General features: G+C 62.5%; 21 protein-coding genes and 2 pseudogenes. 11 read left to right on the top strand and 12 right to left on the bottom strand.

Annotated elements, in window-relative coordinates:
* Positions 1-552: 552 nt before the first annotated feature.
* Complete coding sequence (locus tag ACZYR5_RS20090; RefSeq protein ID WP_489091192.1) at positions 553-2,247, bottom strand: AMP-binding protein; 1,695 nt, start codon at positions 2,245-2,247, stop codon at positions 553-555.
* 217 nt (positions 2,248-2,464) lie between these two features.
* Here ACZYR5_RS20090 and ACZYR5_RS20085 point away from each other — a divergent pair, with 217 nt between their 5' ends.
* The 4 genes from ACZYR5_RS20085 to ACZYR5_RS20070 all read left to right on the top strand — a co-directional run bounded on the left by ACZYR5_RS20085 (position 2,465) and on the right by ACZYR5_RS20070 (position 8,102).
* Positions 2,465-3,628, top strand: coding sequence for an isovaleryl-CoA dehydrogenase (locus tag ACZYR5_RS20085; protein WP_489091191.1), 1,164 nt, complete (start codon positions 2,465-2,467; stop codon positions 3,626-3,628).
* Positions 3,629-3,725: 97 nt separating this feature from the next.
* Positions 3,726-5,330, top strand: coding sequence for a carboxyl transferase domain-containing protein (locus tag ACZYR5_RS20080; RefSeq protein ID WP_489091190.1), 1,605 nt, complete (start codon positions 3,726-3,728; stop codon positions 5,328-5,330).
* 13 nt (positions 5,331-5,343) lie between these two features.
* The gene (locus ACZYR5_RS20075; protein WP_489091189.1) at positions 5,344-6,159 is read left to right on the top strand and encodes a gamma-carboxygeranoyl-CoA hydratase; all 816 of its coding nucleotides are present in this window, start codon (positions 5,344-5,346) and stop codon (positions 6,157-6,159) included.
* Positions 6,159-8,102 (top strand): acetyl/propionyl/methylcrotonyl-CoA carboxylase subunit alpha, encoded by a 1,944-nt coding sequence (locus tag ACZYR5_RS20070; RefSeq protein ID WP_489091188.1) that lies wholly within the window; start codon positions 6,159-6,161, stop codon positions 8,100-8,102. Before ACZYR5_RS20075 ends, ACZYR5_RS20070 begins: the two co-directional genes overlap by 1 nt.
* A gap of 37 nt (positions 8,103-8,139) precedes the next feature.
* Here ACZYR5_RS20070 and ACZYR5_RS20065 read toward each other — a convergent pair whose 3' ends face one another.
* The gene (locus ACZYR5_RS20065; RefSeq protein WP_489091187.1) at positions 8,140-8,808 is read right to left on the bottom strand and encodes a S24 family peptidase; all 669 of its coding nucleotides are present in this window, start codon (positions 8,806-8,808) and stop codon (positions 8,140-8,142) included.
* Between the two features lie 129 nt (positions 8,809-8,937).
* Here ACZYR5_RS20065 and ACZYR5_RS20060 point away from each other — a divergent pair, with 129 nt between their 5' ends.
* Positions 8,938-9,288 carry a DUF6124 family protein gene (locus tag ACZYR5_RS20060; protein ID WP_489091186.1) on the top strand — a complete coding sequence of 117 codons (351 nt, stop codon included), beginning with the start codon at positions 8,938-8,940 and terminating at the stop codon, positions 9,286-9,288.
* Positions 9,289-9,774: 486 nt separating this feature from the next.
* A complete protein-coding gene (locus tag ACZYR5_RS20055; protein WP_489091185.1) occupies positions 9,775-10,926 on the top strand; it encodes a M14 family metallopeptidase in 1,152 nt (383 codons plus the stop codon).
* Between the two features lie 51 nt (positions 10,927-10,977).
* Here the strand turns inward: ACZYR5_RS20055 and ACZYR5_RS20050 are convergent.
* Positions 10,978-11,157 (bottom strand): annotated as a pseudogene (locus ACZYR5_RS20050) (winged helix-turn-helix transcriptional regulator); the annotation flags it as partial.
* A gap of 40 nt (positions 11,158-11,197) precedes the next feature.
* Here ACZYR5_RS20050 and ACZYR5_RS20045 point away from each other — a divergent pair.
* Positions 11,198-11,896 (top strand): annotated as a pseudogene (locus tag ACZYR5_RS20045) (MFS transporter); the annotation flags it as partial.
* On the opposite strand, the gene ACZYR5_RS20040 reads toward ACZYR5_RS20045, so the two are convergent.
* Entirely contained in the window at positions 11,890-12,432 is a 543-nt protein-coding gene (locus ACZYR5_RS20040; protein WP_489091184.1) for a cytochrome b, read from the bottom strand. The pseudogene ACZYR5_RS20045 and the gene ACZYR5_RS20040 sit on opposite strands and share 7 nt — an antisense overlap.
* Positions 12,429-13,514 (bottom strand): catalase family peroxidase, encoded by a 1,086-nt coding sequence (locus ACZYR5_RS20035; protein WP_489091183.1) that lies wholly within the window; start codon positions 13,512-13,514, stop codon positions 12,429-12,431. The genes ACZYR5_RS20040 and ACZYR5_RS20035 overlap by 4 nt, the downstream gene beginning before the upstream one ends.
* Positions 13,515-13,672: 158 nt before the next feature.
* On the opposite strand from ACZYR5_RS20035, the gene ACZYR5_RS20030 reads away from it, so the two are divergent.
* Both ACZYR5_RS20030 and ACZYR5_RS20025 read left to right on the top strand, forming a co-directional pair.
* The gene (locus tag ACZYR5_RS20030) at positions 13,673-14,179 is read left to right on the top strand and encodes an RNA polymerase sigma factor (protein WP_489091182.1); all 507 of its coding nucleotides are present in this window, start codon (positions 13,673-13,675) and stop codon (positions 14,177-14,179) included.
* Positions 14,176-14,931 (top strand): anti-sigma factor family protein, encoded by a 756-nt coding sequence (locus ACZYR5_RS20025; protein ID WP_489091181.1) that lies wholly within the window; start codon positions 14,176-14,178, stop codon positions 14,929-14,931. Before ACZYR5_RS20030 ends, ACZYR5_RS20025 begins: the two co-directional genes overlap by 4 nt.
* On the opposite strand, the gene ACZYR5_RS20020 is transcribed toward ACZYR5_RS20025, so the two are convergent.
* The 7 genes from ACZYR5_RS20020 to ACZYR5_RS19990 form a co-directional block, all read right to left on the bottom strand.
* Positions 14,928-15,908 (bottom strand): Csu type fimbrial protein, encoded by a 981-nt coding sequence (locus ACZYR5_RS20020; RefSeq protein ID WP_489091234.1) that lies wholly within the window; start codon positions 15,906-15,908, stop codon positions 14,928-14,930. The two genes, ACZYR5_RS20025 and ACZYR5_RS20020, sit on opposite strands and share 4 nt — an antisense overlap.
* Positions 15,909-15,945: 37 nt before the next feature.
* Positions 15,946-18,303, bottom strand: coding sequence for a fimbria/pilus outer membrane usher protein (locus ACZYR5_RS20015; protein WP_489091233.1), 2,358 nt, complete (start codon positions 18,301-18,303; stop codon positions 15,946-15,948).
* A gap of 78 nt (positions 18,304-18,381) precedes the next feature.
* Entirely contained in the window at positions 18,382-19,170 is a 789-nt protein-coding gene (locus tag ACZYR5_RS20010) for a fimbrial biogenesis chaperone (protein WP_489091180.1), read from the bottom strand.
* A 36-nt stretch (positions 19,171-19,206) separates the two neighbouring features.
* Positions 19,207-19,707 carry a Csu type fimbrial protein gene (locus ACZYR5_RS20005; RefSeq protein WP_489091179.1) on the bottom strand — a complete coding sequence of 167 codons (501 nt, stop codon included), beginning with the start codon at positions 19,705-19,707 and terminating at the stop codon, positions 19,207-19,209.
* A 4-nt stretch (positions 19,708-19,711) separates the two neighbouring features.
* Complete coding sequence (locus ACZYR5_RS20000) at positions 19,712-20,257, bottom strand: Csu type fimbrial protein (protein ID WP_489091178.1); 546 nt, start codon at positions 20,255-20,257, stop codon at positions 19,712-19,714.
* A 20-nt stretch (positions 20,258-20,277) separates the two neighbouring features.
* Entirely contained in the window at positions 20,278-20,817 is a 540-nt protein-coding gene (locus tag ACZYR5_RS19995) for a Csu type fimbrial protein (RefSeq protein ID WP_489091177.1), read from the bottom strand.
* 105 nt (positions 20,818-20,922) lie between these two features.
* Positions 20,923-21,438 carry a Csu type fimbrial protein gene (locus tag ACZYR5_RS19990; protein ID WP_489091232.1) on the bottom strand — a complete coding sequence of 172 codons (516 nt, stop codon included), beginning with the start codon at positions 21,436-21,438 and terminating at the stop codon, positions 20,923-20,925.
* Positions 21,439-21,704: 266 nt separating this feature from the next.
* Here ACZYR5_RS19990 and zapE point away from each other — a divergent pair, with 266 nt between their 5' ends.
* Both zapE and ACZYR5_RS19980 read left to right on the top strand, forming a co-directional pair.
* On the top strand, positions 21,705-22,829 hold the full coding sequence (gene zapE / locus ACZYR5_RS19985; protein ID WP_489091176.1) for a cell division protein ZapE: 1,125 nt from the start codon (positions 21,705-21,707) through the stop codon (positions 22,827-22,829).
* Between the two features lie 70 nt (positions 22,830-22,899).
* Positions 22,900-24,210 carry a leucine-rich repeat-containing protein kinase family protein gene (locus ACZYR5_RS19980; RefSeq protein WP_489091175.1) on the top strand — a complete coding sequence of 437 codons (1,311 nt, stop codon included), beginning with the start codon at positions 22,900-22,902 and terminating at the stop codon, positions 24,208-24,210.
* Positions 24,211-24,239 lie beyond the last annotated feature (29 nt).

The following is a 24,239-nucleotide window of genomic DNA, read 5'->3' as shown; positions in this document are numbered from 1 at the left end:
AACACGGAAACAAACTGCGCCAAATCTCTCCGCGATTTTTTCCTTCAAAATGTTAAGTCATTGATTTTAAAGGCTTTTTAAAAGTTGGCACGGCATCTGCTTTATCTATCGCACAACAAGAATAAAAAAATTGCGGTAACCCTAATAAAAACAAGACGTAACGACTCTGACATAACAAAAACAACACGGCAGAGACGCAGCTAACAGATTTTTTTGGAGAAGGTGTGCTTTCAGGGTGCTGCGTGCAGTAACCCGCAACCGGGCAGAGAACAATAAAACTACCTTCAGGTAGCTCCCGAACTGGTTGGATCGCTAGACGAAAAGCAGATCAGCGCTCAAAAAAATACGTTTGCTCTTGACCCCGAATGGGGGTCGCCAAAAACAGCGGTACAGGGTCACGGTTGACAAAAACAACAACAGACCGCCCCTTAATAATAAAAAAAGAGCACGCAAAGACAAATTAAAGGGGAGCCTCGGCTCCCCTTTGTGCTGTCTGGCGTTTGGCTTTTGCCTCCAGACAGGGGCGATTGCTCGCCCCTCCCGCAATGCCGGCTACACCTTCAGCTTCAACTCCTCGATGCTGATTTCACGCATCTTGAACTTCTGGATCTTGCCGGTCACGGTCATCGGGAACTCCTCGACGAACCTGAAGTAACGCGGCGTCTTGAAGTGGGCGATGCGCTCCTTGCACCAGGCCTGCAGCTCCAGCTCGTTGGCGGAATGACCGGGGTGGAACTTGATCCAGGCAACAATCTCCTCGCCGTACTTCTCGCACGGAATGCCAATCACCTGCACATCCGCCACCGCCGGATGAGTGAAGAAGAACTCCTCCAGCTCGCGAGGGTAAATATTCTCACCGCCACGAATGATCATGTCCTTGTTACGTCCGGCAATGCACACGTAGCCTTCTTCGTTCATGGTCGCCAGATCGCCGGTATGCATCCACCCAGCCTGGTCGATGGCCTCCGCCGTGCCCTGAGGGTTGTTCCAGTAGCCGAGCATCACGCTGTATCCGCGGGTGCACAGTTCGCCGATGGTGCCACGGGGCACCAGGTTGCCGGCGTCGTCGATTATCTTGCTTTCCAGTTGCGGCTGGGTTCGGCCGACGGTGGTCACGCGAAGCTCCAGGTCGTCTGACGGACCGGTCTGCAATGACACCGGGCTGGTTTCCGTCATGCCGTAGGCAATCTGCACCTCACTCATGTGCATCTCGCTGATGACCCGGCGCATGACTTCGATCGGACAGGTCGCCCCGGCCATGATCCCGGTGCGCAAGGTCGACAGGTCGAACTCGGCCCGACGCGGTTGATCGAGCATGGCGATGAACATGGTCGGCACGCCATACAGGCCGGTGGCCTTTTCCTGGGCGACGGTTTCCAGGGTCAGCAACGGGTCGAAGGCATCGTTGGGATAGATCATGGTGGTGCCGTGGGTGATGCAGCCCAGATTGCCCATGACCATGCCGAAGCAGTGATACAGCGGCACCGGGATCACCAGCCGGTCGTTGGCAGTCAGTCCCAGGCTTTCGCCAACCATGTAACCGTTGTTGAGGATGTTGTAGTGACTGAGGGTCGCGCCCTTGGGAAAACCAGTGGTCCCCGAGGTGTACTGAATGTTCACCGCCTGGTCGAAATGCAGGCTGGCCGAGCGCGCCTTGAGTTGCTCGAGCGGAACATCGGCCGCCAGCTGCGGCAGCTGCGCCCAGGGCAGGAAGCCGGCTGGCGGAGTCGGGTCGAGGCTGATCACCCCGCGCAGGTCCGGCAGACGTTCGCACCGCAATTGCCCACTGCCCTGCTGCGCCAGTTCCGGCACCAGGCCCTGGATCATCGCGTGATAATCGGAGGTCTTGAACGAGCCGGCACACACCAGCCACTGGCACCCGGACTGCTTGAGCACATACTCCAGCTCGGAGCTGCGATAGGCCGGATTGATGTTGACCAGAATCACCCCGATCTTCGCGCTGGCGAACTGACTGATACACCATTGCGCGCAATTCGGAGCCCAGATGCCCAGGCGATCACCCGCCTGCAGACCCAGCGCCAGCAGGGCCTTGGCATTGAGTTCCACCGCCTCGGCCAGCTGGGCCCAGGTGTAGCGCAGCTGCTGATGGCGAACCACCAGCGCCTCGCCCTGCGGATACTGGGCTACCGTGTTATCGAAGGCCTGGCCGATGGTCATCGCCAGCAAGGCTTTGTCCTGTGAGCCACGGGTATAGCTGTGCTGTGGGTGAGCACTGTGTTGATCCATGACGACCCCTATTGTCTTTATTAGCGGGTATGTGAAAGCCCGGTAGCATGCCGCCGGACCCGACCTGAACTGCCCCTACTCTCGCTCAAGTTGACGTTAACGTAAAGGGCGATTGACAGCCTTTCGTCTCAGGTTTACGTTAACGTAAAGGTGACAGCCGATTCGGCGCGCTTTGCAGGCCGATCCCCCATTAATAAAAACAGTTTGAAGGTGCCCCATGAGCTATCCGACTCTGAACTTTGCCCTCGGCGAAACCATCGACATGCTGCGCGACCAGGTCCGCGCATTCGTCAGCAAAGAGATCGCGCCTCGCGCGGCACAGATCGACAGCGACAACCTGTTCCCGGCGGATCTGTGGCGCAAGTTCGGTGACATGGGCCTGCTCGGCATCACTGTTCCAGAAGAGTACGGCGGCGCCGGCCTGGGCTATCTGGCCCACGTGGTGGCCATGGAAGAAATCAGCCGCGGCTCGGCGTCGGTTGCCCTGTCCTACGGCGCCCACTCCAACCTCTGCGTCAACCAGATCAACCGCAACGGCAACCATGAACAGAAAGCCAAGTACCTGCCCAAACTGATCAGCGGCGAACACATCGGCGCCCTCGCCATGAGCGAGCCGAATGCCGGCTCCGACGTGGTGTCGATGAAACTGCGCGCCGACAAACGCGGCGACAAGTACGTGCTCAACGGCAGCAAGACCTGGATCACCAACGGTCCGGACGCCAACACCTACGTGATCTACGCCAAGACCGACCTGGAAAAGGGCCCGCATGGCATCACCGCCTTTATCGTCGAGCGCGACTGGAAAGGTTTCAGCCGCAGCAACAAATTCGACAAGTTGGGCATGCGCGGTTCCAACACCTGTGAGCTGTTCTTCGACGACGTTGAAGTGCCGGAAGAAAACATCCTCGGCGTGCTCAACGGTGGTGTGAAGGTGCTGATGAGCGGTCTCGACTACGAGCGCGTGGTGCTCTCCGGCGGTCCGACCGGGATCATGCAGGCCTGCATGGACCTGATCGTGCCGTACATCCACGACCGCAAGCAGTTTGGCCAGAGCATCGGCGAATTCCAGCTGATCCAGGGCAAGGTCGCCGACATGTACACCCAGCTCAATGCCAGCCGCGCCTACCTGTACGCCGTGGCCCAGGCTTGCGAACGTGGCGAAACCACGCGCAAGGACGCCGCCGGGGTGATCCTCTACAGCGCCGAACGCGCCACCCAAATGGCCCTGGATGCGATCCAGATTCTCGGTGGCAACGGCTACATCAACGAATTCCCGGCAGGTCGCCTGCTGCGTGACGCCAAGCTGTACGAAATCGGCGCCGGCACCAGCGAGATCCGTCGCATGCTCATCGGCCGCGAACTGTTTAACGAGACGAAATGAATTTCGTCAGTTGCCAGCGGCAAGCCACAAGCTCCAAGAGATCCGCATTCACTTGCAGCCTGGAGCTTGTCGCTCGAAGCTGCTTCCGGAGTAAGTCATGATTCTGCATAGTCAAATCAACCCCCGCTCGGCGGAGTTCGCCAGCAACAGCGCCGCGATGCTGGCCCAGGTCGATGCGTTGCACACCCTGCTCGCCCAGGTCCAGCAAGGCGGTGGCGCCAAGGCTCAGGAGCGGCACACCTCGCGCGGCAAACTGCTGCCACGCGAGCGGATCAACCGTTTGCTCGACCCGGGCTCGCCGTTTCTCGAAATCAGCCAGTTGGCCGCCTATGAAGTCTATGGTGAAGACGTACCGGCAGCGGGCGTGATCGCCGGCATCGGCCGGGTCGAAGGCGTGGAATGCATGATCGTCGCCAACGATGCCACGGTCAAAGGCGGTTCCTATTACCCACTGACCGTGAAAAAGCATCTGCGCGCGCAGACCATCGCCCAGCAGAATCGCCTGCCGTGCATCTACCTGGTGGACTCCGGTGGCGCCAACCTGCCACGCCAGGACGAGGTGTTCCCGGACCGCGAGCACTTCGGGCGGATCTTCTTCAACCAGGCCAACATGAGCGCCATGGGCATCCCGCAGATTGCCGTGGTGATGGGCTCCTGCACCGCTGGCGGGGCCTACGTACCGGCGATGGCCGACGAAGCCATCATGGTCCGTCAGCAGGCGACGATCTTCCTTGCCGGCCCGCCGCTGGTGAAAGCCGCGACCGGCGAAGTGGTCAGCGCCGAAGACCTCGGTGGCGCCGATGTGCACTGCAAGGTGTCCGGTGTCGCCGACCACTACGCCGACAGCGACGAACACGCACTGGCGCTTGCCCGTCGCAGCGTGGCCAACCTTAATTGGCGCAAGCTCGGCGAGTTGCAGCAGCGCACGCCGATTGCCCCGCTGTTCGCCAGCGAAGAGCTGTACGGCGTGGTCCCGGCCGATGCCAAGCAACCGTTCGACGTGCGCGAAGTGATTGCACGGCTGGTCGACGGCTCGGTGTTCGATGAGTTCAAGGCGCTGTTCGGCACCACCCTGGTGTGCGGCTTTGCCCACCTGCACGGTTACCCCATTGCGATCCTGGCGAACAACGGCATCCTTTTCGCCGAGGCGGCGCAAAAAGGCGCGCACTTCATTGAACTGGCCTGCCAGCGCGGCATTCCACTGCTGTTCCTGCAAAACATTACCGGTTTCATGGTCGGGCAGAAATACGAGGCCGGCGGCATCGCCAAGCACGGCGCGAAACTGGTGACCGCCGTGGCCTGCGCCAAGGTGCCAAAGTTCACCGTGATCATCGGTGGCAGTTTCGGCGCAGGCAATTACGGCATGTGCGGCCGGGCCTACGACCCACGCTTCCTGTGGATGTGGCCCAACGCGCGGATTGGCGTGATGGGCGCCGAACAGGCCGCCGGCGTGCTGGTGCAGGTCAAGCGCGAACAGGCCGAACGCAGTGGCCAGGGCTTCAACGCCGAGCAGGAAGCCGAGATCAAGCAACCGATCCTCGATCAGTACGAAGAACAGGGTCACCCCTACTATTCCAGCGCGCGTCTGTGGGACGACGGAGTGATTGATCCGGCGCAAACCCGTGACGTGCTGGCGCTGGCCTTGTCGGCGTCGCTGAATGCCCCTGTCGAACCGAGCCGCTTCGGCGTGTTCCGGATGTGATCTGGAGAAAACCATGAGCGACTTCAATACCCTCGAACTGCTGACCGATGCCCGTGGCTTTGCCACGCTCTGGCTCAGCCGCGAAAGCAAGAACAACGCGTTCAACGCCCAGATGATCCGCGAGCTGATCCTTGCCCTCGACCAGGTCCAGGCCGATCCGAGCCTGCGTTTCCTGCTGGTGCGCGGTCGCGGCAAGCATTTCAGTGCCGGCGCCGACCTGGCCTGGATGCAGCAATCGGCCGAGCTGGACTATCAGACCAACCTCGACGACGCCCGCGAGCTGGCCGAATTGATGTACAACCTGGCCAAGCTGAAGATCCCGACCCTGGCCGTGGTTCAGGGTGCGGCTTTCGGCGGCGCCCTGGGCCTGATCAGTTGCTGCGACATGGCGATCGGTGCCGACGACGCGCAATTCTGCCTCTCGGAAGTGCGCATCGGCCTGGCCCCCGCGGTGATCAGCCCATTTGTCGTGCAAGCCATTGGCGAGCGGGCAGCGCGTCGTTATTCCCTGAGCGCCGAGCGTTTCAGCGGCGTGCGTGCCCGGGAAATCGGCCTGCTCAGCGAAAGCTATCCGTCGGAGCAACTGGAAGCCCAGGTCGAGGCGTGGATCAGCAACCTGCTGCTTAACAGCCCGCAAGCCATGCGTTCCAGCAAGGAATTGTTGCGTGAAGTCGGCAACGGTGCACTCACCCCGGCACTGCGTCGCTATTGCGAAAATGCCATTGCGCGGATTCGCGTCAGCCCCGAAGGCCAGGAAGGCTTGCGCGCCTTTCTGCAAAAACGTCCGCCGAGCTGGCAGGCCGCAACCACCACCAAGGAGCCGCGTTGATGAGCGCACCTGTCCTCACCACCCTGTTGGTGGCCAACCGTGGCGAAATCGCGTGCCGGGTCATGCGCACGGCCAAGGCCCTGGGCCTGACCACGGTCGCCGTACACAGCGCCACCGACCGTGACGCCCGGCACAGCCGCGAGGCCGATATCCGGGTCGACCTGGGCGGCAGCAAGGCCGCTGACAGCTACCTGCAAATCGACAAACTGCTCGCCGCGGCCAAGGCCAGCGGCGCCCAGGCCATTCACCCGGGCTACGGCTTCCTCTCGGAAAATGCCGGCTTTGCCCGCGCCATCGAAAACGCCGGACTGATTTTCCTCGGCCCGCCAGCCTCGGCCATCGACGCCATGGGCAGCAAATCCGCAGCCAAGGCGCTGATGGAAACCGCTGGTGTGCCGTTGGTGCCGGGTTACCACGGCGAAGCCCAGGACCTGGAAACCTTCCGCGCCGCTGCCGAGCGCATCGGCTACCCGGTGTTGCTCAAGGCCACGGCGGGCGGCGGTGGCAAAGGCATGAAAGTGGTCGAGGACGTCAGCCAACTGGCCGAAGCCCTGGCCTCGGCCCAGCGTGAGGCGCTGTCGTCGTTCGGCGACTCGCGGATGCTGGTGGAAAAATACCTGCTCAAGCCGCGCCATGTGGAAATCCAGGTATTCGCCGATCAGCACGGCAATTGCCTGTACCTTAACGAACGCGACTGCTCGATCCAGCGCCGTCATCAGAAAGTCGTTGAAGAAGCGCCCGCCCCGGGCCTGAGCGCCGAGTTACGCCAAGCCATGGGCGAAGCCGCGGTGCGTGCCGCCCAGGCCATCGGTTATGTCGGTGCCGGCACGGTGGAATTCCTCCTGGATTCGCGTGGCGAGTTCTTCTTCATGGAGATGAATACCCGTCTGCAGGTCGAGCACCCGGTCACCGAGGCCATTACCGGCCTGGACCTGGTGGCCTGGCAGATTCGTGTTGCCCAGGGCGAAGCGTTACCCATCACCCAGGCCCAGGTGCCGCTGATCGGCCATGCGATTGAAGTGCGCTTGTACGCCGAAGACCCAGGCAATGACTTCCTGCCGGCTACCGGCCGGTTGGCGCTGTACCGCGAATCCGCCGTAGGGCCGGGGCGCCGCGTTGACAGCGGGGTCGAGGAAGGCGATGTGATTTCGCCCTTCTATGACCCGATGCTGGGCAAACTGATTGCCTGGGGTGAAGACCGCGAACAGGCACGCCTGCGCCTGCTGAGCATGCTCGATGAGTTCGCCATTGGTGGCCTGAAAACCAACATCGGCTTCCTGCGCAGAATCGTCGCTCATCCGGCCTTCGCCGCAGCTGAACTGGATACAGGATTTATCCCACGCTACCAGGAGCAATTGCTGCCAGCGCCAACCGCGCTCAGCGATGAATTCTGGCAGGCCGCCCGTCAGGCGTTCGCCCAAAGCCAGGCGCCGAGCGTGCGGCGCGATGACCCGAGTTCGCCGTGGGCTATCGGCAATGGCTTGCGCTTGGGCCTGCCTGCCGAAACCACCCTGCACCTGGCCTGCGAGGGCGAAGATCGCGCCATCACACTGGCAGCGGTCGGCAGCATGCCGCTCAAGGGCGAGCACTTGCAGATCGAGGTCGAAGGGGTCAGGCGTCAGGTGCGAGCCATTCGTCAGGCCAACAGCCTGTACCTGCAATGGCAGGGTGAATTGCGCTGCGTCACGGCGTACGACCCGATTACCGCCGTGGAAGCCAGCCACAGCCATCAGGGCGGGCTGACTGCACCCATGAACGGTAGCATCGTCCGGGTGTTGGTAGAGCCTGGGCAGAAAGTCGAGGCCGGCGCCCAACTGGTGGTGCTCGAAGCGATGAAAATGGAGCACAGCATTCGTGCGCCCCATGATGGGGTGGTCAAGGCGCTGTATTGCCAGGAAGGCGAGATGGTCAACGAAGGCAGCGCGTTGGTCGAGTTGGAGTAACCAGGGGAACGGCAGGTCCTGTTGCGCAGGACCTGCCCTACTCGAACCTGGCGGTGGCCTGCACCACTACACCAATGATCTGACAGTCGTCGGTAAACAGGACTTTGGGATACGTAGGATTCAACGGCACGAGCCAGCGCTGGCCACCCTCCTCGCTCAGCTTGCGAAACGTTGCCTCGGCGCTGTGTGCCCATTGCGCGATCACCAGCTTGCCCGGCACCGCGGGCACCGCCGGATCCACCAGGATCAGCATGTCGTGGGCGATGCTGGTACCACTGGGCGCTGTCATCGCATCCCCCACCACCACCAGCCAGAACGCTGGCCCTACCGCGTGGTAATCCGACAGCTCGGTACGTTGCTTGCTTAAACCGGACGCGGGCGTTTCACGCACTTCGGACAACACCCGCCAGTCACTGACCGGGTAGCGAAAATACGGATTGAAACGTTGCGCGAGAGCAATTGCAGATTCATCTGCCAGGGCATCGTCCAGCGCCTCGTCACGCTCGCGAATCACCATCGCGACCTCGAGCGAACCCAGCCCCAGCTCCTGCAACACGCGGTTCATGTCTTCAAGACTGGGCGTGCGCCTTTTGTTGAGCCAATGCCCGACGCCACCTTGTGACATGGCGAGTCGTTCTGCGAGTTTTTCCTGAGTGATTCTGAGCTCACTCATCCTGGCTTTGACCAGCTCTATCCATTTTTCCATGGGCGGAACAATACTTCGCGCAACCTGACCCTCAACACACATATTGTAGTATTTAATTTGTAGTCACGAATACGAATAGTACTACTATCTTTCTACTCATTCGCCCCATCCACGGAGTACCACCCTGCCATGGAAAACCTCAACAAAGAGCCGGCCGATTGCGAGGTCGCGATCGATTACACCTCACTCAAGGATTGTGCAGCGACCCAGCGCGCGCTGGACTATTACTTGAAACCTATTGTTTCGCCGATGCCCAGCAGCGAACACTTCTTCGCGGTAAGCCGCCATGTCGGCCGCGAGGAAGCCCTGATCCACGCCTCGGACCTGCTGCGCTGCGCAGCCGCCATCGCCCACGAGACAGCGGACAGCCGACACGGTGCCGGTCGCGACCTGGCGTTATCGATCGGGCATATGGTCGACATGGCGAAAGCCATGGTAGACAGATCGCTGGACGCGGAAGGATGTAACCTAATGAAATAACGAGAGAAACGGCCGATAGCGGACGTTTGGCAAAACGACAGGAAAAAATATTTCCCATGAGGCAGGTAAAAACGTTTGACTTGCAAATGATAATGATTATTATTGCAGACAACTGGTCGCGAGATCAGTTGGATAGACCAAGGGACCTTAGGTCGGACTCTTGGAATATCTCCTCATCAGGCTAATCACGGTTTTTGACCCGGCTTTTTGCCGGGTCTTTTTTTTGCCAGTTGATCTGGCTTTGGCTTCAGGCTAATGAAGTCTGGTACGGCTGAATTCGATGGCGCGGATGATAGCAAAAGAGCATCTTTTTGCAACACGCCGCCCAAAAACCAACGAAAAATAGCACTTGAGAATCAATCGCATAAACACTAAGCTGCTACGGCGTCAAGGACGACGCCCCCCCTTTTATTCCCGCAAATGCCCTCGGTTTTACCCCCCGCCCGTGTAAAGTAGCGCCATAACAATCATATTCAGGATGAGATTATGACCGTGGCTCAGCGTCCCCTTGAAATCACCGCCAACTTCGACAGTGGCAACATAGAAGTGCTGGACCTCAGCAATCCCCTGCAGCCCCTGCTGGCCATCAAGCCCGACACCCGCAGCCCGCACTTCCAGTGGTTCCATTTCAAGGCCAGCGGCCTGCATGTGGGCCAGGATCACTGGTTCCGTTTGAGCAACGCCAGCAAGTCCTCCTACAACAAGGCCTGGGATGGTTATCAGGCAGTGGCGTCCTACGACCACGTCAACTGGTTGCGGGTACCGACCATCTTCGAAGGCGACTGCCTGCGTTTCAGCCTCGAAGCCACCGCCACCCACGCCTGGTTTGCCTACTTCGAACCCTACAGCCGGGGCCGCCATGACTGGCTGATCGACCAGGCACTGACCAAGGCCGGCACCGAATTGCTGGCCACCGGCAAGAGCGTCGAAGGTCGCGCCATTCAATTGCTGCGCAAAGGCAGCGGCGCCGAGGGCCAACGCAAGGTGTGGATCATCGCCCAGCAGCACCCCGGCGAACACATGGCCGAATGGTTCATGGAAGGCGTGATCGAGCGCCTGGAAAAACACGACGACCCGGTCCTCGACAAGCTGCTGGCCAGCGCTGATTTGTACCTGGTGCCGAACATGAATCCGGACGGCGCCTTCCACGGCCACCTGCGCACCAACGCCATGGGCCAGGACCTCAACCGCGCCTGGCAGAGCGCCAGCCCGGAACTCAGCCCGGAAGTGTTTTTCGTCCAGCAGCAAATGGAGAAATACGGCGTCGACCTGTTTCTCGACATCCACGGCGACGAGGAAATTCCCCACGTGTTCACCGCCGGCTGCGAAGGCAACCCGGGCTACACACCGCGCATCGAGAAGCTCGAAGAGCATTTCCGCGACCACCTGAAGCACACCACCAAGGACTTCCAGACCAGGCACGGCTACACCCGTGACGAACCGGGCAAGGCCAATATGACCCTGGCCTGCAACAGCGTCGGTCAGAAGTTCGACTGCCTGTCACTGACCCTGGAAATGCCGTTCAAGGACCACGACGATCATCCGAATCCGCATACCGGTTGGTCGGGAAAGCGCTCGATGCAGTTGGGCAAGGATGTGTTGACCACGGTGGCGGATATGGTCGGTAACCTGCGTTAACAATACCGCCTGCTGACATGACCCTGGGCAAGGGTCATGTCCAGGCACCTTTCACTGTGCGGCAATCCGCAAACAATCCTCCGGTTCCAACAACCGCCCATCCTCCGAACGCAGTTCCAACGGTCTGATCGGTCGCCCTTGCTCTCGATCCACCAGCCGTGAATGCGCCTCGCCCGGCTCGAACAGAAACGCCTCGCCCCATTGCCGCAGCCCGATGATCAACGGGAACAGCCATCGCCGATGGCATCCATGGAACGTGCGACCGGGCATTCGGCGCCGGCTGATCGTCGGGTAAACCCTGCTGTCGGTTGTCGCCCAGCTGATGGTTGCCCTGGCCACAGACGCCACCTGGCTGTTGCTCGGCATGACGCTGAGCGGGCTGCTGGCGGTGGTTACCCAGGTGCTGGTGGCCTACGCCGCGACACTGGTAGCACCGGCGCAACGGGGTCGGGTGGTGGACGTGGTGACCAGCGGTATCGTGGTCGGCATCCTGCTCGCCCGCACGGTGTCCGGAGCCATGGCCGACCTCGCCGGTGCCGCCGGTGCGCTGGCGGCCGCGCGCGCGGGGCAACTGGCCGACCGCGGTTTGGGCCACTGGACCAGCGGCCTGTCCCTGCTGTTGATGCTGGCATCCTGGCTGCCGATTGGCCTGACCCAGTCTTCGCTGTGGGCCCTGCTGCTCGGCGTCATCACCTTCGACCTTGGCCTGCAGGCGGTGCACGTGACCAGCCGGAGCATGATCTACAGCGTGCGCCCCGAAGCGCAGAGCCGGCTGACGGCGGGTTACATGCTGTTCTACTCGATCGGCAGCGCCCTCGGCTCCCTGGCCTCGACCGCGGTCCATGCCTGGGCCGGCTGGCTGGGGGTGTGCCTATTGGGCGCCGGGATCAATGGCCTGGCGCTGATCTACTGGTTGTCGACCCTGCAGGGCGCCGCCGACTCACGCGGCAGCGCCCTGCCCAATCAGTGATCCTTGCCCGACAACATGCTCTGTAACACCCCGTCACGCCGTACCCAGGCATGGAACAGCGCGGCGGCCAGGTGCAGCAGTACCGTAAGAAACAACAGATACGCCAGATACCCATGGGCCTTGCGCAAGAAGGCGAACAACGACGCGTTGGCCGGCACGATCGCCGGCAGTTCCACGGCGCCAGCCAAGGTCACCGGGTCGCCCGCCGCCGAGATCATCGCCCAGCCCAGCAGTGGCAGGATCAGCATCAACCCATACAACAGCAGATGGGAGGCCTTGGCCGCCAGCACCTGCCAGCCCGGCAGGTCGGCCGGCAGCGGCGGCTGGCGGCTGGCGAAGCGCACGAAGATGCGCACGATCACCAGCAGCAGGATCGCCACGCCCAGGGGCTTGTGCAGGTGGATCAGCCATTCATGGCGTTCGGAGACCGAGGCCACCATGCCGGCGCCGATGAATAACATGGCGATGATCATCACGGCCATCAGCCAGTGCAGCAGCCGCGCCAACGGCGCGAAATGATTCGGTTGCGCACTCATTGTGCCGCCTCCTGGTTAACGCCAGGCAACTGGCTGACTTCGCTGGTGCGTCGCAGGTAGGAACGGGCGTAGACCGCCGAACGCGCTGCGAGCAAAGGGTCTTTCGAGGCTTCGATGCCACTGGGCAGGATCAGCGGATCGTAGTTGACGTCCCGGCACTCGCCGCTGTTCTGCGCCTGGCTGCGTTCCAGGACCAGGGTTCCGGCGTTCAGCACCTTGCGCGTGGCCGGCCAGGCCTTGCTGGCGTCGTCGGTGGGATCATCCGGATCGGCCAGGGTGATCAGCAACTGCCAGCGCAAGGGGCCTTCCTGCAGCCGCTGGAGCAGATCCTTTTCCAGGAAGTCGGCCCCCTGGGGCGGGCCACTGACCGCGCCGTCCCGGGCGATCGGCACCACGCCCCAGCGCACGGCCTGGCGCTGACCCGCTGCGTTGACCAGATAAAACGCATTGATCCCGTTGTAGGTCTCGGTGGCGTAGCTGGCCGACGGCTTGGCGGTCTTGACCCATTGCAGGAACGGCGTGGTTTCCGGGTGCGCGGCAAAAAACGCCGGGGCGGCGGCCGGGTCCGGCTTGCCGGTGGCGGGCACGGGCGACTGCGCCTGCTGCAATTGATAGAAGGCCTCAGGCGTGCCCACCGGGAACACCGGCATGCTGTTCATGCCAGTGCGCCATTGCTGGCCATCCGCCTGATTGAAGCGCAGCGCCAGGCTGCGGATCGGTACGCTGTTGTCGGGCGCGTAGGGGTTGCCGCCGGGCAAGGCAAAGCGCCCGACCACCGGCGTTCGCGGCGTATTGAAGACTTGGGCAGTGGAATAGGCCCGGGCCTCGTCAGTGCTTTCGAAATGACCGATCACGCACACACCCTTGGCATGATTACGGCGAAATCCGGGGTGCACGCCAGCGTTCTTCTCCAGAACGTTGACCAACGCTGTTGGGGTCAGGCGCTGTGGGTCAAACGTGCCGTTGACGTAGGCAAAAGCTGCAGCAAGGGCGCCGACCACCACACCGATCCCGGCCAGGCGCAGGGCCAGGCTGATGGGGCTCAGGGGTTGTCTGTCGCGCGGCGGTGAACGATCTACCATGGAACACTCCAGGGCCGAAGCTGGCCGGTGGCAAGGATCAGGCAGACGCAGCCCGCGCCGGTTTATTCCATGGCTCGCTGTTTATTTTTCCGCACCGGGAATAACCTTCACTGCCAAGCGTCTCTCTGGTCCCAAGCGTAGTGTCTGGCCCGACCACCATGAATCCTTTCGACGAACAGTTACGTGAACTCATCCCCAGGTTGCGGCGTTTTGCCGTGTCACTGACGCGCAATCCGAGCAGCGCCGACGACCTGGTGCAGTCCTGCCTGGAGCGCGCCTTGTCGAGCTGGGGCAGCAAGCACCCGGAAGGCGACCTGCGGGCCTGGCTGTTCGCAATCCTGTACCGGCAGTTTCTCGATGCCCATCGCCGCTCGCGGCGCTATGCGCGCATGCTCGAATTCTTCACCGGCCGCGACGAGCCACAGCCGTCGCTGGAACGCACGGTGATCGCGCAAAGCACCCTGGAAGCCTTCGACCGCCTGCCCACCGAGCAACGGGCGCTGTTGCTCTGGGTTTCGGTGGAGGGCTTGAGTTATAAAGAGGTGGCCGAGATTCTCCAGGTGCCCACCGGTACCGTGATGTCGCGCCTGTCCCGCGCCCGTCAGGCCTTGCGCCAGCTCAGCGACGGTGAAATCAGCAGCCCTTCCCTGCGGATACTCAAATGATCAGCATGCCCCCCAGCATCAACGACCTGCACGCCTACGTTGACCATCAGTTGAACGATGCCGACCGGCGCCTGGTGGAAACCTACCTGGCGGCCAACCCGCAGATGGCCGGGCAGGTGCGCGCCTGGCAGCAGGATGCCCAGCAATTGCGGGCCGCCTTGGGTGGTGCGCTGCTGCAACCTGCCAACCCGGACCTCGACCCGGCGCTGATTCGCCAGCGCCGCCAGCGTCAGTCGCGGCGCCACCTGGCGAGCGCCGCCATGCTGTTGCTGGCGCTCGGTGTCGGTGGCTTCGGCGGCTGGCAAGCGCGGCAGATGAGTCTGCCACTCGCCAGCACCCTGCCGATGACCGATGCCATGCAGGCCTACCGACTGTTCGCCCAACAGGGCATTCTGCCTGCCGATTACAAGGTCAGTGACGAGGGCAACATCCAGGGCTGGCTGGATCACTATTTCGCCCAGGCCAATCGCTTGCCGGACCTGGCCAATTCAGGTTTTCGACCGGTCAGCGGACGCCTGCTGAGCACCGACCAGGGCCCGGCGGCCATGGTCATTTACGAAGACCAGGGTGGACGCAAGATCAGCTTCTACATTCGTCCGCCCGGTCCACGCAACAACCTGTTGCCAAAGGGCAGTCGCAGTGACGGTGAATTGCAGGCGCAGTACTGGTCCGGGGCCGGCTACAACTATGCGCTGGTCAGTGAAGCGCGGGACCCGGCGACGCGGATCATCGAGCAGACGCTGAATTTCTAGAAGCCGACGTCCAGCACCACGTTGTCCAGGTAGTTGCCGGCCGGCGGTGTCGGTTGGTCGGTATAGATCCGCGCGTTGTAGTTGAAGATCTGGCTGCCGACACTCGGCCCGGAACCCAGGCCGTTACCCGGATTGACCTCGGCGTCGCTGCTGGCCCGACGCGCGCTGCCGACCTTGCCCCAACGGGTGGTTCCAGCGCTCTTGAAGATGTCGTAAGCGAGAAATTGTCCGCCCGCAATCATCTGCCGCCGCCCCCCTGCACTGACCGGATGCTCACCGTCGTCGAGGCCGACGGTATAGGCGCTGCCCTTGGTGCAGGCGAGGTTGATGGTCTGGCTGGTGACGGGAACGAAGGCGCTGACCACCGGTGCGCTGCCAAAGGCAATGTTCGGCGCGGTGATCAGGCAGTCGTTGGCCACCGTCAGGTTGACGTTCACCTCGACCGTGCCGGAGTTGATGTCCCGCCCCAGGCAGGCGCCCAGGACGCCGATGCCCCAGCAGTAATTCCAGCTCCAGAAGATACTGAGTTTTTCAGTGTACACACCGGCGGCGACATTACTGCCGATGAGGGTCTTGAGGTAGATCGGCACGGTCTTGGCCACCGTCGGACTGCCCAGCAGCCCCAGCAAATCGATAATGGAGTTACGCGCAAAGTCGAATTGCTGGTTGCGCGGGATCGGATAGCTGGTGGTGTTGTTGGCGTACAGGGTGTAGCCGATCACATCCCCCGTCGGTCCGAGCAAGCCGGTTTGCGTCGAAGTGACTGTCGCATAGAAATGATCACTGCTCGCCAGCACGCTCAACAGGGAGCCGGTACAGCTCAATCCGGCGTTGACCGTGGAGGTGGATTGCACAGCCGTGCGCAGCACCATCGAACTGACCACGCCGAATTGCGCAGCCGTGGTAGCAACGGTCTGGCACAGGGCCCAGGCCGGCACCGATGTGCATAACGCAGCGGCCGCCAGGCCGTGTTTGATGCCTCTCACGCAAGCCTCCTTGTCCTTGAAACCAGGTTCATTGACAGACCAGCGGCCCAATCAGCGGCACCTGCTCCTGCTGCATGTCCACCTTGAACTGCGCGCTGCAGGCCGTGCCATCAGTCAGTGTGACGCGCAGGATGTTCTGTTCGCTGAGGTTCTCCAGGTACACCAGGCCATCCCAACCGACCACCGCCCGCCCGCCGCTTTGCTCATGCAGCACCTGGCTGCCCAACGGCAATTCCTGCTGCCGGGTGTCGACCAGCACCACACTGGCGGCGACGATCCGGCTCAGCGGGAATTCCAGCAGGTAGCCACTGCCACGGCGCACGGCGATGCGCTGCTCGACCGTCGAACTGCGCACGTTGCTCGGCAGGTTCAACGGATCGATTTCGTATTTGCCGCGGTAGTAGGCGCTGCTCCACGGCACCAGGAGATGGCCCTGGCGGTCGGTCTGGCCGACCACCTGGTTTTCGTAGCGCACCGGAACGTCGGCAAAACCATCGGTGCTGACCACCACAAAGGCGTCGTCGATACGGTTGGCGGCAAACACCTGGCCGTCCATCCACACCAGCGAGCCGCTGGCATCGGCCCAACGGGTTTCGGCTTCGCTGCTGCCATAGACCCCCGCCTGCAACTGCACCGATTGCATTCGCCAGGTCAGGTCTGCCTGGCGGTAGTCCGGGCCCTGGCCATGGGCATAGCCGAGGTTGTAGCCCAGTCCGCCCTGGGTCGGCACGGCGCTGCTGAAGTTGACGCGTTGGCGGGTCTGTCCCGAGGCATCACGTTCGGCGCTCACGGCCAGGCTGCCATGCAGGTCGAAGGGGATCACCAGTTGCGCCTGCATCGCCCAGTCGCTGTCGCCGATTTCGCGGTTGGCCGACAGATAAAAGCTGCTGTTGCGCCACAGTGCCTTGCTCCAGCTCAGATTGACCAGGCGCGTGCGCGAGTCGTCGGCGGCGCGCACATCGAAATACCCCGCGCCGAGACTGCCCCAGCTGTCCAGGTTGAGGCTCAGGGTCAGTTGCTCGCTGCGCTGGCTGAGGCTGGAATAAGCGCTGTCGACCACCGTCAGGTCGGCATATTGGTCATGCCGCTGGGTACGCTGGTACGACAGGCTGTAGCGCTGGTTGCTGTATTGGTAGCCCAGGCTCAGTTGCTCACCGCTGGCGCCGTCGAACCGACTCTGGCTGAACGCCGTGTTCAGCACCCCGAAATTGCCCAGGCGCAGATTGCCACCCAGGCCGCCGAGGGCCAGCGACTCGGCGGCCTCGGCGTGGCTTTCCAGGGTCAGGCTGTCAGTCAGACCGTAGCGCAGGCTGGCGGAAGTTACGCCGGGGCCGTAGGCAAAATCGCTGATGCCGTAGTCTCGACGCAGGGTACCGGCGGCCACGGAAAAATCGCTCAGGCCCTGTTGCAACAGACTACTGGTTACATAGAACGGCACCGTGGTTGACACCTGCCGACCGAGGGCGTCGGTGGTCACCACCACCGCTTCGCCAGCGCCGTTGATGAATGGAACATTGGTCAGGGTATAAGGGCCTGGCTGCAGCTCGGTGCTGCTGGATTTGTAGCCGTTGATAAACAGATCGAGGGATGAAGGCACCGCCGCTTCGCCGGCAAATTGCGGCAGCGGATAGGTCACCAGATCCGGTCGCACGCCAAAGTCGCGCGACAGTTGCACCCCGCCCAGGCGCACCGAACTGCTCCAGGGCAAGGCGCCGCTGACCAGGTCGCCGGCCTCGTAGGTCAGCAGCCGGTTGTCGTCGGAGTAGCGCCAGGTGGTGTCGTAGCGCAGGTAGCCATTGTTGCGCGCATCCAGCGTATCGCCGGACACCGTACGCCGGTACTGGCCGGTGTTGGACAGCGTGCCCCAACTGTCGAACACCCGTACCTCGTTCCAGGCCGCCAGGTAAGTGCCGCCGTCATCGGTGTCGTTGAGGTACAGATCGTAATTGAACAAGGCGCCGAAGCTGCTCAGGGCCGGTGTGCGCGGATACGCCTCTCGGTTGCCGACGAATTGTTCGGGCAGCCATTGCGCCGGCACGGTCAGCAGCAAGCGCTGGGCCTGACTGTCGTAGTCGCTGCGCAGTCCGGGCAGGGCTTGCAGGTCCACTTCCGCGCCCACCTGTTCGGGCAGGATCACACCGGCCTCGCGCAACACGCTGGCCGGCAGGAACAGGCGCCCGCCGCGCTGGTCGACCGCCACCACCCGTGCCGTATTCATCTGATTGATCACCAGTTCGAGAAACAGTTGCGCGTCCGCCACGGCATCCATGCTGCTGGGCGGCGGCGGCAATTCACCTGCCACTGCCCAGGCCACGGCGCTCAACGCGCACACGCCAACCAGGGTCAACGACAGATGCCGGATACCGCGAGCCGACCCATGGCTCAACCGCTTCTCGTCCATTGACGGACTTCTCCCTGTCGCCCCCACCGAACCGCACGATCAGCTCATCCGAGAGCTGATTGACTACCGTGCCGGCGCCACGCTCTGTACCTGCGGCGCACCATTGACCCGCACCTGCAACCCCGGATCGCCGGCAATGGCGCCGGGCGCCGGCCAGCGCATGCTCGCGCCGGGCAACACGTAACCCAGCAGCCCTTCGGCCACCGGGCGGGTCTGGCTGCCCTGCTTGAGCGCGACATCGGTCAGCCGTGCATGGACCGCGCCGCGGTTGCGCACCTCGACATAGGGTCGGCCGTCGACCGCCACCGTGCGCCAGCTCAGCTCCGGTACCCCGGCGCCCTTGGGATCACGCGGCCGGCTGGTGTCCTCCTTGCTCCACAGCCCGGCGCCGTAGGCGAACAACGGCACCGAATAGCGCATCTGGAAGCGAATTGCGGCCGCGGTCTTGCCGTCCTCAGTCGTCGGCGCAGTGGCTGAAGGGATTTCATCGATGATGATTCGATAGGCCAGTTCCTGACCGGGCGGCACCTCTCGCGTGCGGGTCAGGCGCACCAGTTGCTTCTGGCCCGGTTCGATCTTCGCCACCGGCGGGCTGCCAATCACGTCGCGCTGGTTCTGATACTGGTCGTTGAATTCGCTCTGGCTCCAGGCGAACACGCGAATCTGCAGGTTGGCCGTCTCGTTGCCGCGATTCTCCAGCCACAGGGCGCTGGCCTGCTGGTCGGCCTCCAACACCGGATCGATCGGCCAGATCAGTACCGAACTGGCGGCCCGGGCCGTCGCGACGCCTAGCAGGAGTGCCCCCGACACGGCTGCACGCACGGCCTTCAGCCGTTTTGAATTGACCTCCATACACCCTCTCCTTTTGCCTCACCGGCAAGCTGCACATCACCACGACAGCTGCACTTGCAGCACATCGCTGTACGTCCCCCCAGGCTGATTGCCCGGCAAAACCACCTGACCGTAAATCGGCAGGCGAATGTTATTGGCATCGCTGTAGGTCACTGCCACGCTTTGACCAATCCCCAGGCTTTGGCTGTAGGCCGCGTCGCGGAACAACGAGTAGGCCACTCGGGCGCTGCCGCTGTTGAGTTGCAGATGACGCCCGCTGCTGTTGTATTGGCCGCCATCCACCGTCATGTTCAGGGTGACCCCCGGTGTGCACTGCAACTGCACGCCAGTACTCAACGCCGCTTGCACGGTGGCCGTGGAGAGTGCCGACCGACTGCCAAAGTCGAGGCTGCCGTAATTCGACACGCCGCCTACGACCAGGCATCCGGCTACCACACTGGCGCTGACCTGAAAGCTCTGACTGACCACCGCGGCCAGCGGCAGTGGCAGGCAACCGGCAACCACCAGCAGCAACGCCTTGCCACCATGCCCGGCCATGGCTTCAGAACGTCAGCTCGACACTGACCGTGTCGGTGTAGACCCCAGCCGGCAGACCGGCCTTGCCGACTGCCCTGCCGTAGATATTCACCGTCTGCGCGGCGCCAGTACTGACCGCGAGGTTGATCGTTCCATCGATTGCCAGCAGGCTCGAGTAGCCGCTGTCGGTGTACAGGTCGTAAGCCACGAAGTTGCTCAGTGTGCCGTCCGCCAGGGCTCGGGTGCCCCCTGTCGAAGAACCATCGTGACTGCCGGCGCGAACCTTGAGGGTTGGGGTTGTGCCACTGGAACACTGAATCGACAACGCTCCCCCGCCACCGCCCAACACCTGCGCACCGGCAGTGGTAAACAGGCTGGTGGTCGTGCCGAAGTTCAAGGCACCGAAATTGACGCCGGTTCCCCCCCCTGTGCCTGCGCCATTGACCAGGCAGGCCGACGTCAGGGTCAGGTTGGCGGCAATCTGTCCAGTGACGGTGGTGACCGCCTGGGCGCTGGAGGCCATTGCCAGCCCCAGCAGTGGCAAGGCAATCCGGGATAGGTTCATGTGCATGACATTTGTCCTCTAGAGAGTTACCAATCCAGCCGCACCGTCAGGGTGTCGGTGTAGACCCCTGCCGATATCGCGCTGTTGTTTGCGACCACCGCGCCGAAGACCGGTATCGGTACCTGGGCACCACGGGTGACGGCGAAGGTGCGTTGTTGCCCGATGCGGTAGCTGTCACTGCCCGCTGCGTCGAGAAACAGTCGATAGGGAATGGTCTGGCGGCCGTTACTCAGCCGGCGCGTGGTGCCGTCGCCGTGCACACCACCGTCGATGGTCACGGTGAAACCGTTGACCGACGGGTTGCAGGCCACCTCCAACTTGCTGTGGCCGGTCTCGGACAACCCGGCCCTCAGCGGTTGGGTCCAGGTCGGGCCCTGCAGGCCGAAATCCAGCAGGCTGCCACCGCTGTCGACACTGCCGGGATCGATGACGCCATTGGAGACTTCGCAGCCGGCGATGATCACCAGACGAGCCTGCAACTGCCCGCTGATGACGGCGGCCTGGGCATCGTCTGTCAGCAGCAGGAGCACGCCAAGGGTCAGGACGCTACGACCGGTTCTGCTCATTTGATCGATCCTAATTCCATCAGGATTGACACCAGCGACCCTTCTGCCGAAAGGCCCTTCCTTGTCCTGCCCGGATCCGCCAGGCAGCGTGAACTCAACAGCGGGTTACCAGGTCAGCGTGACCTTCACCAGGTCGGAATAACGGCTGACCCGAGGGATTTCACTCAGGGGTTCGATACGACCATACAGCGGCAGGTCGACGCTGCCCGAACTCGGCACCTGCGCGCTCAATGCAACATTGACCGGCAACGGCACGCGCCGCGCCGGGTCCTGATAAAGGCGGTAGGGAATGGGTTTGATCGCACTGTCATTGGCGCTGAGGTAGCGCACTTCGCCCACGCCGCCATGCAGGCCACCGTCGACCCGGACCTGATAGGGGGTGTCGGGATTGCATTCCAGACGCGGGATACGGCCACTGATGGAGGCGGCGCTCAAGGGGCCTGCCGGATCGTCCAGGCGCGCCGTGCTGCCAAAATCCAGCACACCCAGTTGCTCGATGCCGACGTCGCGCTGCTGCCCCACCAACTGACAGCCGCGCTGCACATTGACCCGCACCTCCACCTGGAGTTGCGCAGCCATCGCTGCTGCACCGAGCGTCACGCCCGCGACCGCCAACACCATGGATCCTTTCACGGCCTCAATCCTTTTGAGGGGGAACTTGCTTAGGTTGCAGGTTAGCAACGCAGATTGATTCCGCCAGTCCACGGAACTGATTCCTACGCTACTTGGTTGTCGTTTCGTACCCCATTCTGGGTAAAATCCAGGCTTATCAAGCCGATAAAACCTGTACCAAAAGCTGTTTTCTGTTCAACTTTTTGTGGATTACCTGGCCGCCGATTTGTGCCTGCGGTTACCATTGCCCACAAAACCTGCAGGGAATCAAACCCTTGACCGTCCGCCCGCCTGATCGCCCACGACTCACCGCACTGCGCGGACTGCTGCGCAAGGCGTTGCGACGCGTCCCGGGCAATCCTGCCCGTGGTCGGGTGATTCACGACTATTTCCGGCACAAGGCGCAATCCCAGGGCTATACCCTCAGCCACAGCCAGCAACGGGTGATCGACTGCATGGCGCAATTGGCCAGTGCCCTGCCCACCACGGCTGCGCCAGGCCAGGTGCCCCGCAGCCTGTACCTGTATGGCGCGGTGGGTCGGGGCAAGAGCTGGTTGCTTGACGGCTTCTTCAAGGCACTGCCGGTCGAGGAAAAACAGCGCCTGCACTTCCATGATTTTTTCGCCCAATTGCATCAGGGCATGTTCCAGCATCGGGGCGCGCCGGATGCGCTGGGCGCGACCCTGGATGACTTGCTAAAACAATGCCGGGTGCTGTGTTTCGACGAGTTCCACGTCCATGACATCGGCGACGCCATGCTCATCACGCGGTTGTTCAAGGCCCTGTTCCAGCGCGGCATCCTGCTGCTGGTCACGTCCAATTACCCGCCCCAGGGCTTGCTGCCCAACCCGCTGTACCATGCGCGGTTCAAGCCGGTGATCGACCTGATCAATGCACGCATGCAGGTGATGGAAGTCGGCGGCCCCCATGATTACCGCAGCCAGGTACGCAACCATTCCCAGCAGGTGTTTACCCTGGGCCAGTATGTCTGGCCCGCCACCGCGCAGCAGCGCCAGGCCCTGCAATTGCCACCCGCCGAGGCACCGGCCATCGCCCTGCAGGTCGGCAGCCGCCAGTTGCAGGCCCGTTACTGCGCGCAGCGCACCGTCGCCTTCACCTTCAACGACTTGTGCGAGCAGCCTACAGCCGTCATGGACTACCTGGAGTTGTGCCGGCGTTTCGACACCTGGATCGTCGATGGCTTGCCAGACCTGGCTGACTGCCCGATTGCCATCCAGCAACGCTTCATCAACCTGATCGACGTCCTTTACGACCAGGACAAACGCTTGGTGCTGCTGGGCCAGTCCGCACTGCGTGAGCACCTTGGTGGTGACGCCATCGATCTGGCGCGTACCCGCAGCCGCCTTGGCCAATTGCAGGAAATCGCCCCCGGACAATAAGCCCCCCGGCGCTCGTTGCCGGGGGTTATCATGCCGGCACTTTTTATGCCTTCCCTGGCTGGATCTGTCCATGCATACCCTTGCACAACTGCGCGCCGGCGAGCTGACCGGCATCAAACGGCTGAACCTGGCGTGCGGCCTGACCGAGTTTCCCGAAGAAATCTTCACCTTGGCAGACTCACTCGAGGTGCTCAACCTGAGCGGCAATGCCCTCAGCCAGCTGCCCGACGATCTGCACCGCCTGACCCACCTGCGCGTGCTGTTCTGCTCGGACAACCAGTTCCGCGAACTGCCCGCCTGCCTGGGCCTGTGTGCGCAACTGAGCATGATCGGCTTCAAGGCCAATCGCCTCGAACGCGTGCCCGCCGCCGCCCTGCCGCCGCAACTGCGCTGGCTGATCCTGACCGATAACCTCATCAGCGAACTACCGGACGAGCTGGGTGAGCGCCCGCTGTTGCAAAAACTGATGCTCGCCGGCAATCGCCTGCACAGCCTGCCGGCCTCGCTGAGCCAGTGCCATCGCCTGGAACTGCTGCGCATCGCTGCCAACCGCTTCACCGAGTTGCCCCAGTGGTTGCTGGCCTTGCCGGCGCTGGCCTGGCTGGCGTACGCCGGCAATCCGCTGGAATCCCAGGGCAACCCGGACGCGCTGGCCAATACCGCGCCCATTCCCTGGGGTGAATTGACCCTCGGCCAATGCCTGGGCGAAGGGGCTTCGGGGGTGATCCACCAGGCAACCTGGCAACCGCCCGCCGCACCGTCGCAACAGGTCGCGGTCAAGCTCTACAAGGGGCAGATGACCAGCGACGGCTCACCCTTGCATGAAATGCACGCGTGCGTCACCGCAGGCCTGCAGCCGAACCTGATTCCCATACTCGGGCGCGTCGTCGAGCATCCCCGGCAGCAAGTGGGCCTGGTGATGCAGTTGATCGCGCCGAACTACCGCAACCTGGCGGACTTGCCGAGCCTGGATTCCTGCAGCCGCGACGTGTACGACAACAGCCGTTTCAGCGCGGCCGTGGCCTTGAACATCGCCTGCGGTGTCGCTTGCGCCGCCGGACACCTGCATGACCAGGGCATTACCCATGGCGACCTGTACGGCCACAACACCTTGTACAACGAGAACGGTGATTGCCTGTTGGGCGATTTTGGCGCGGCATCCTTCCATGCCACCGCCGACACCCTGGAAACCCGCGCACTGCAACGCATCGAAGTCCGGGCATTCGGGATTCTGCTGGGGGAACTGCTGGAGCGTGTCGACGCTGACATGAGCGGCGAGCGGCGTCAGGCATTGTGGGCATTGCAGGAGCGTTGCTGTCAGCCAGAGGTCATGGCACGACCGTGTTTCAAGGACATCCAGGCAGCCTTGCGCTCGGCCTGAACGGCAAACACTGAAGCGGGCAGGACCCG

The organism is Pseudomonas sp. F007, assembly GCF_057814275.1.
The sequence above is the reverse complement of the archived record's forward strand: the minus strand, read 5'-3'. Positions and strand labels throughout refer to the sequence as shown.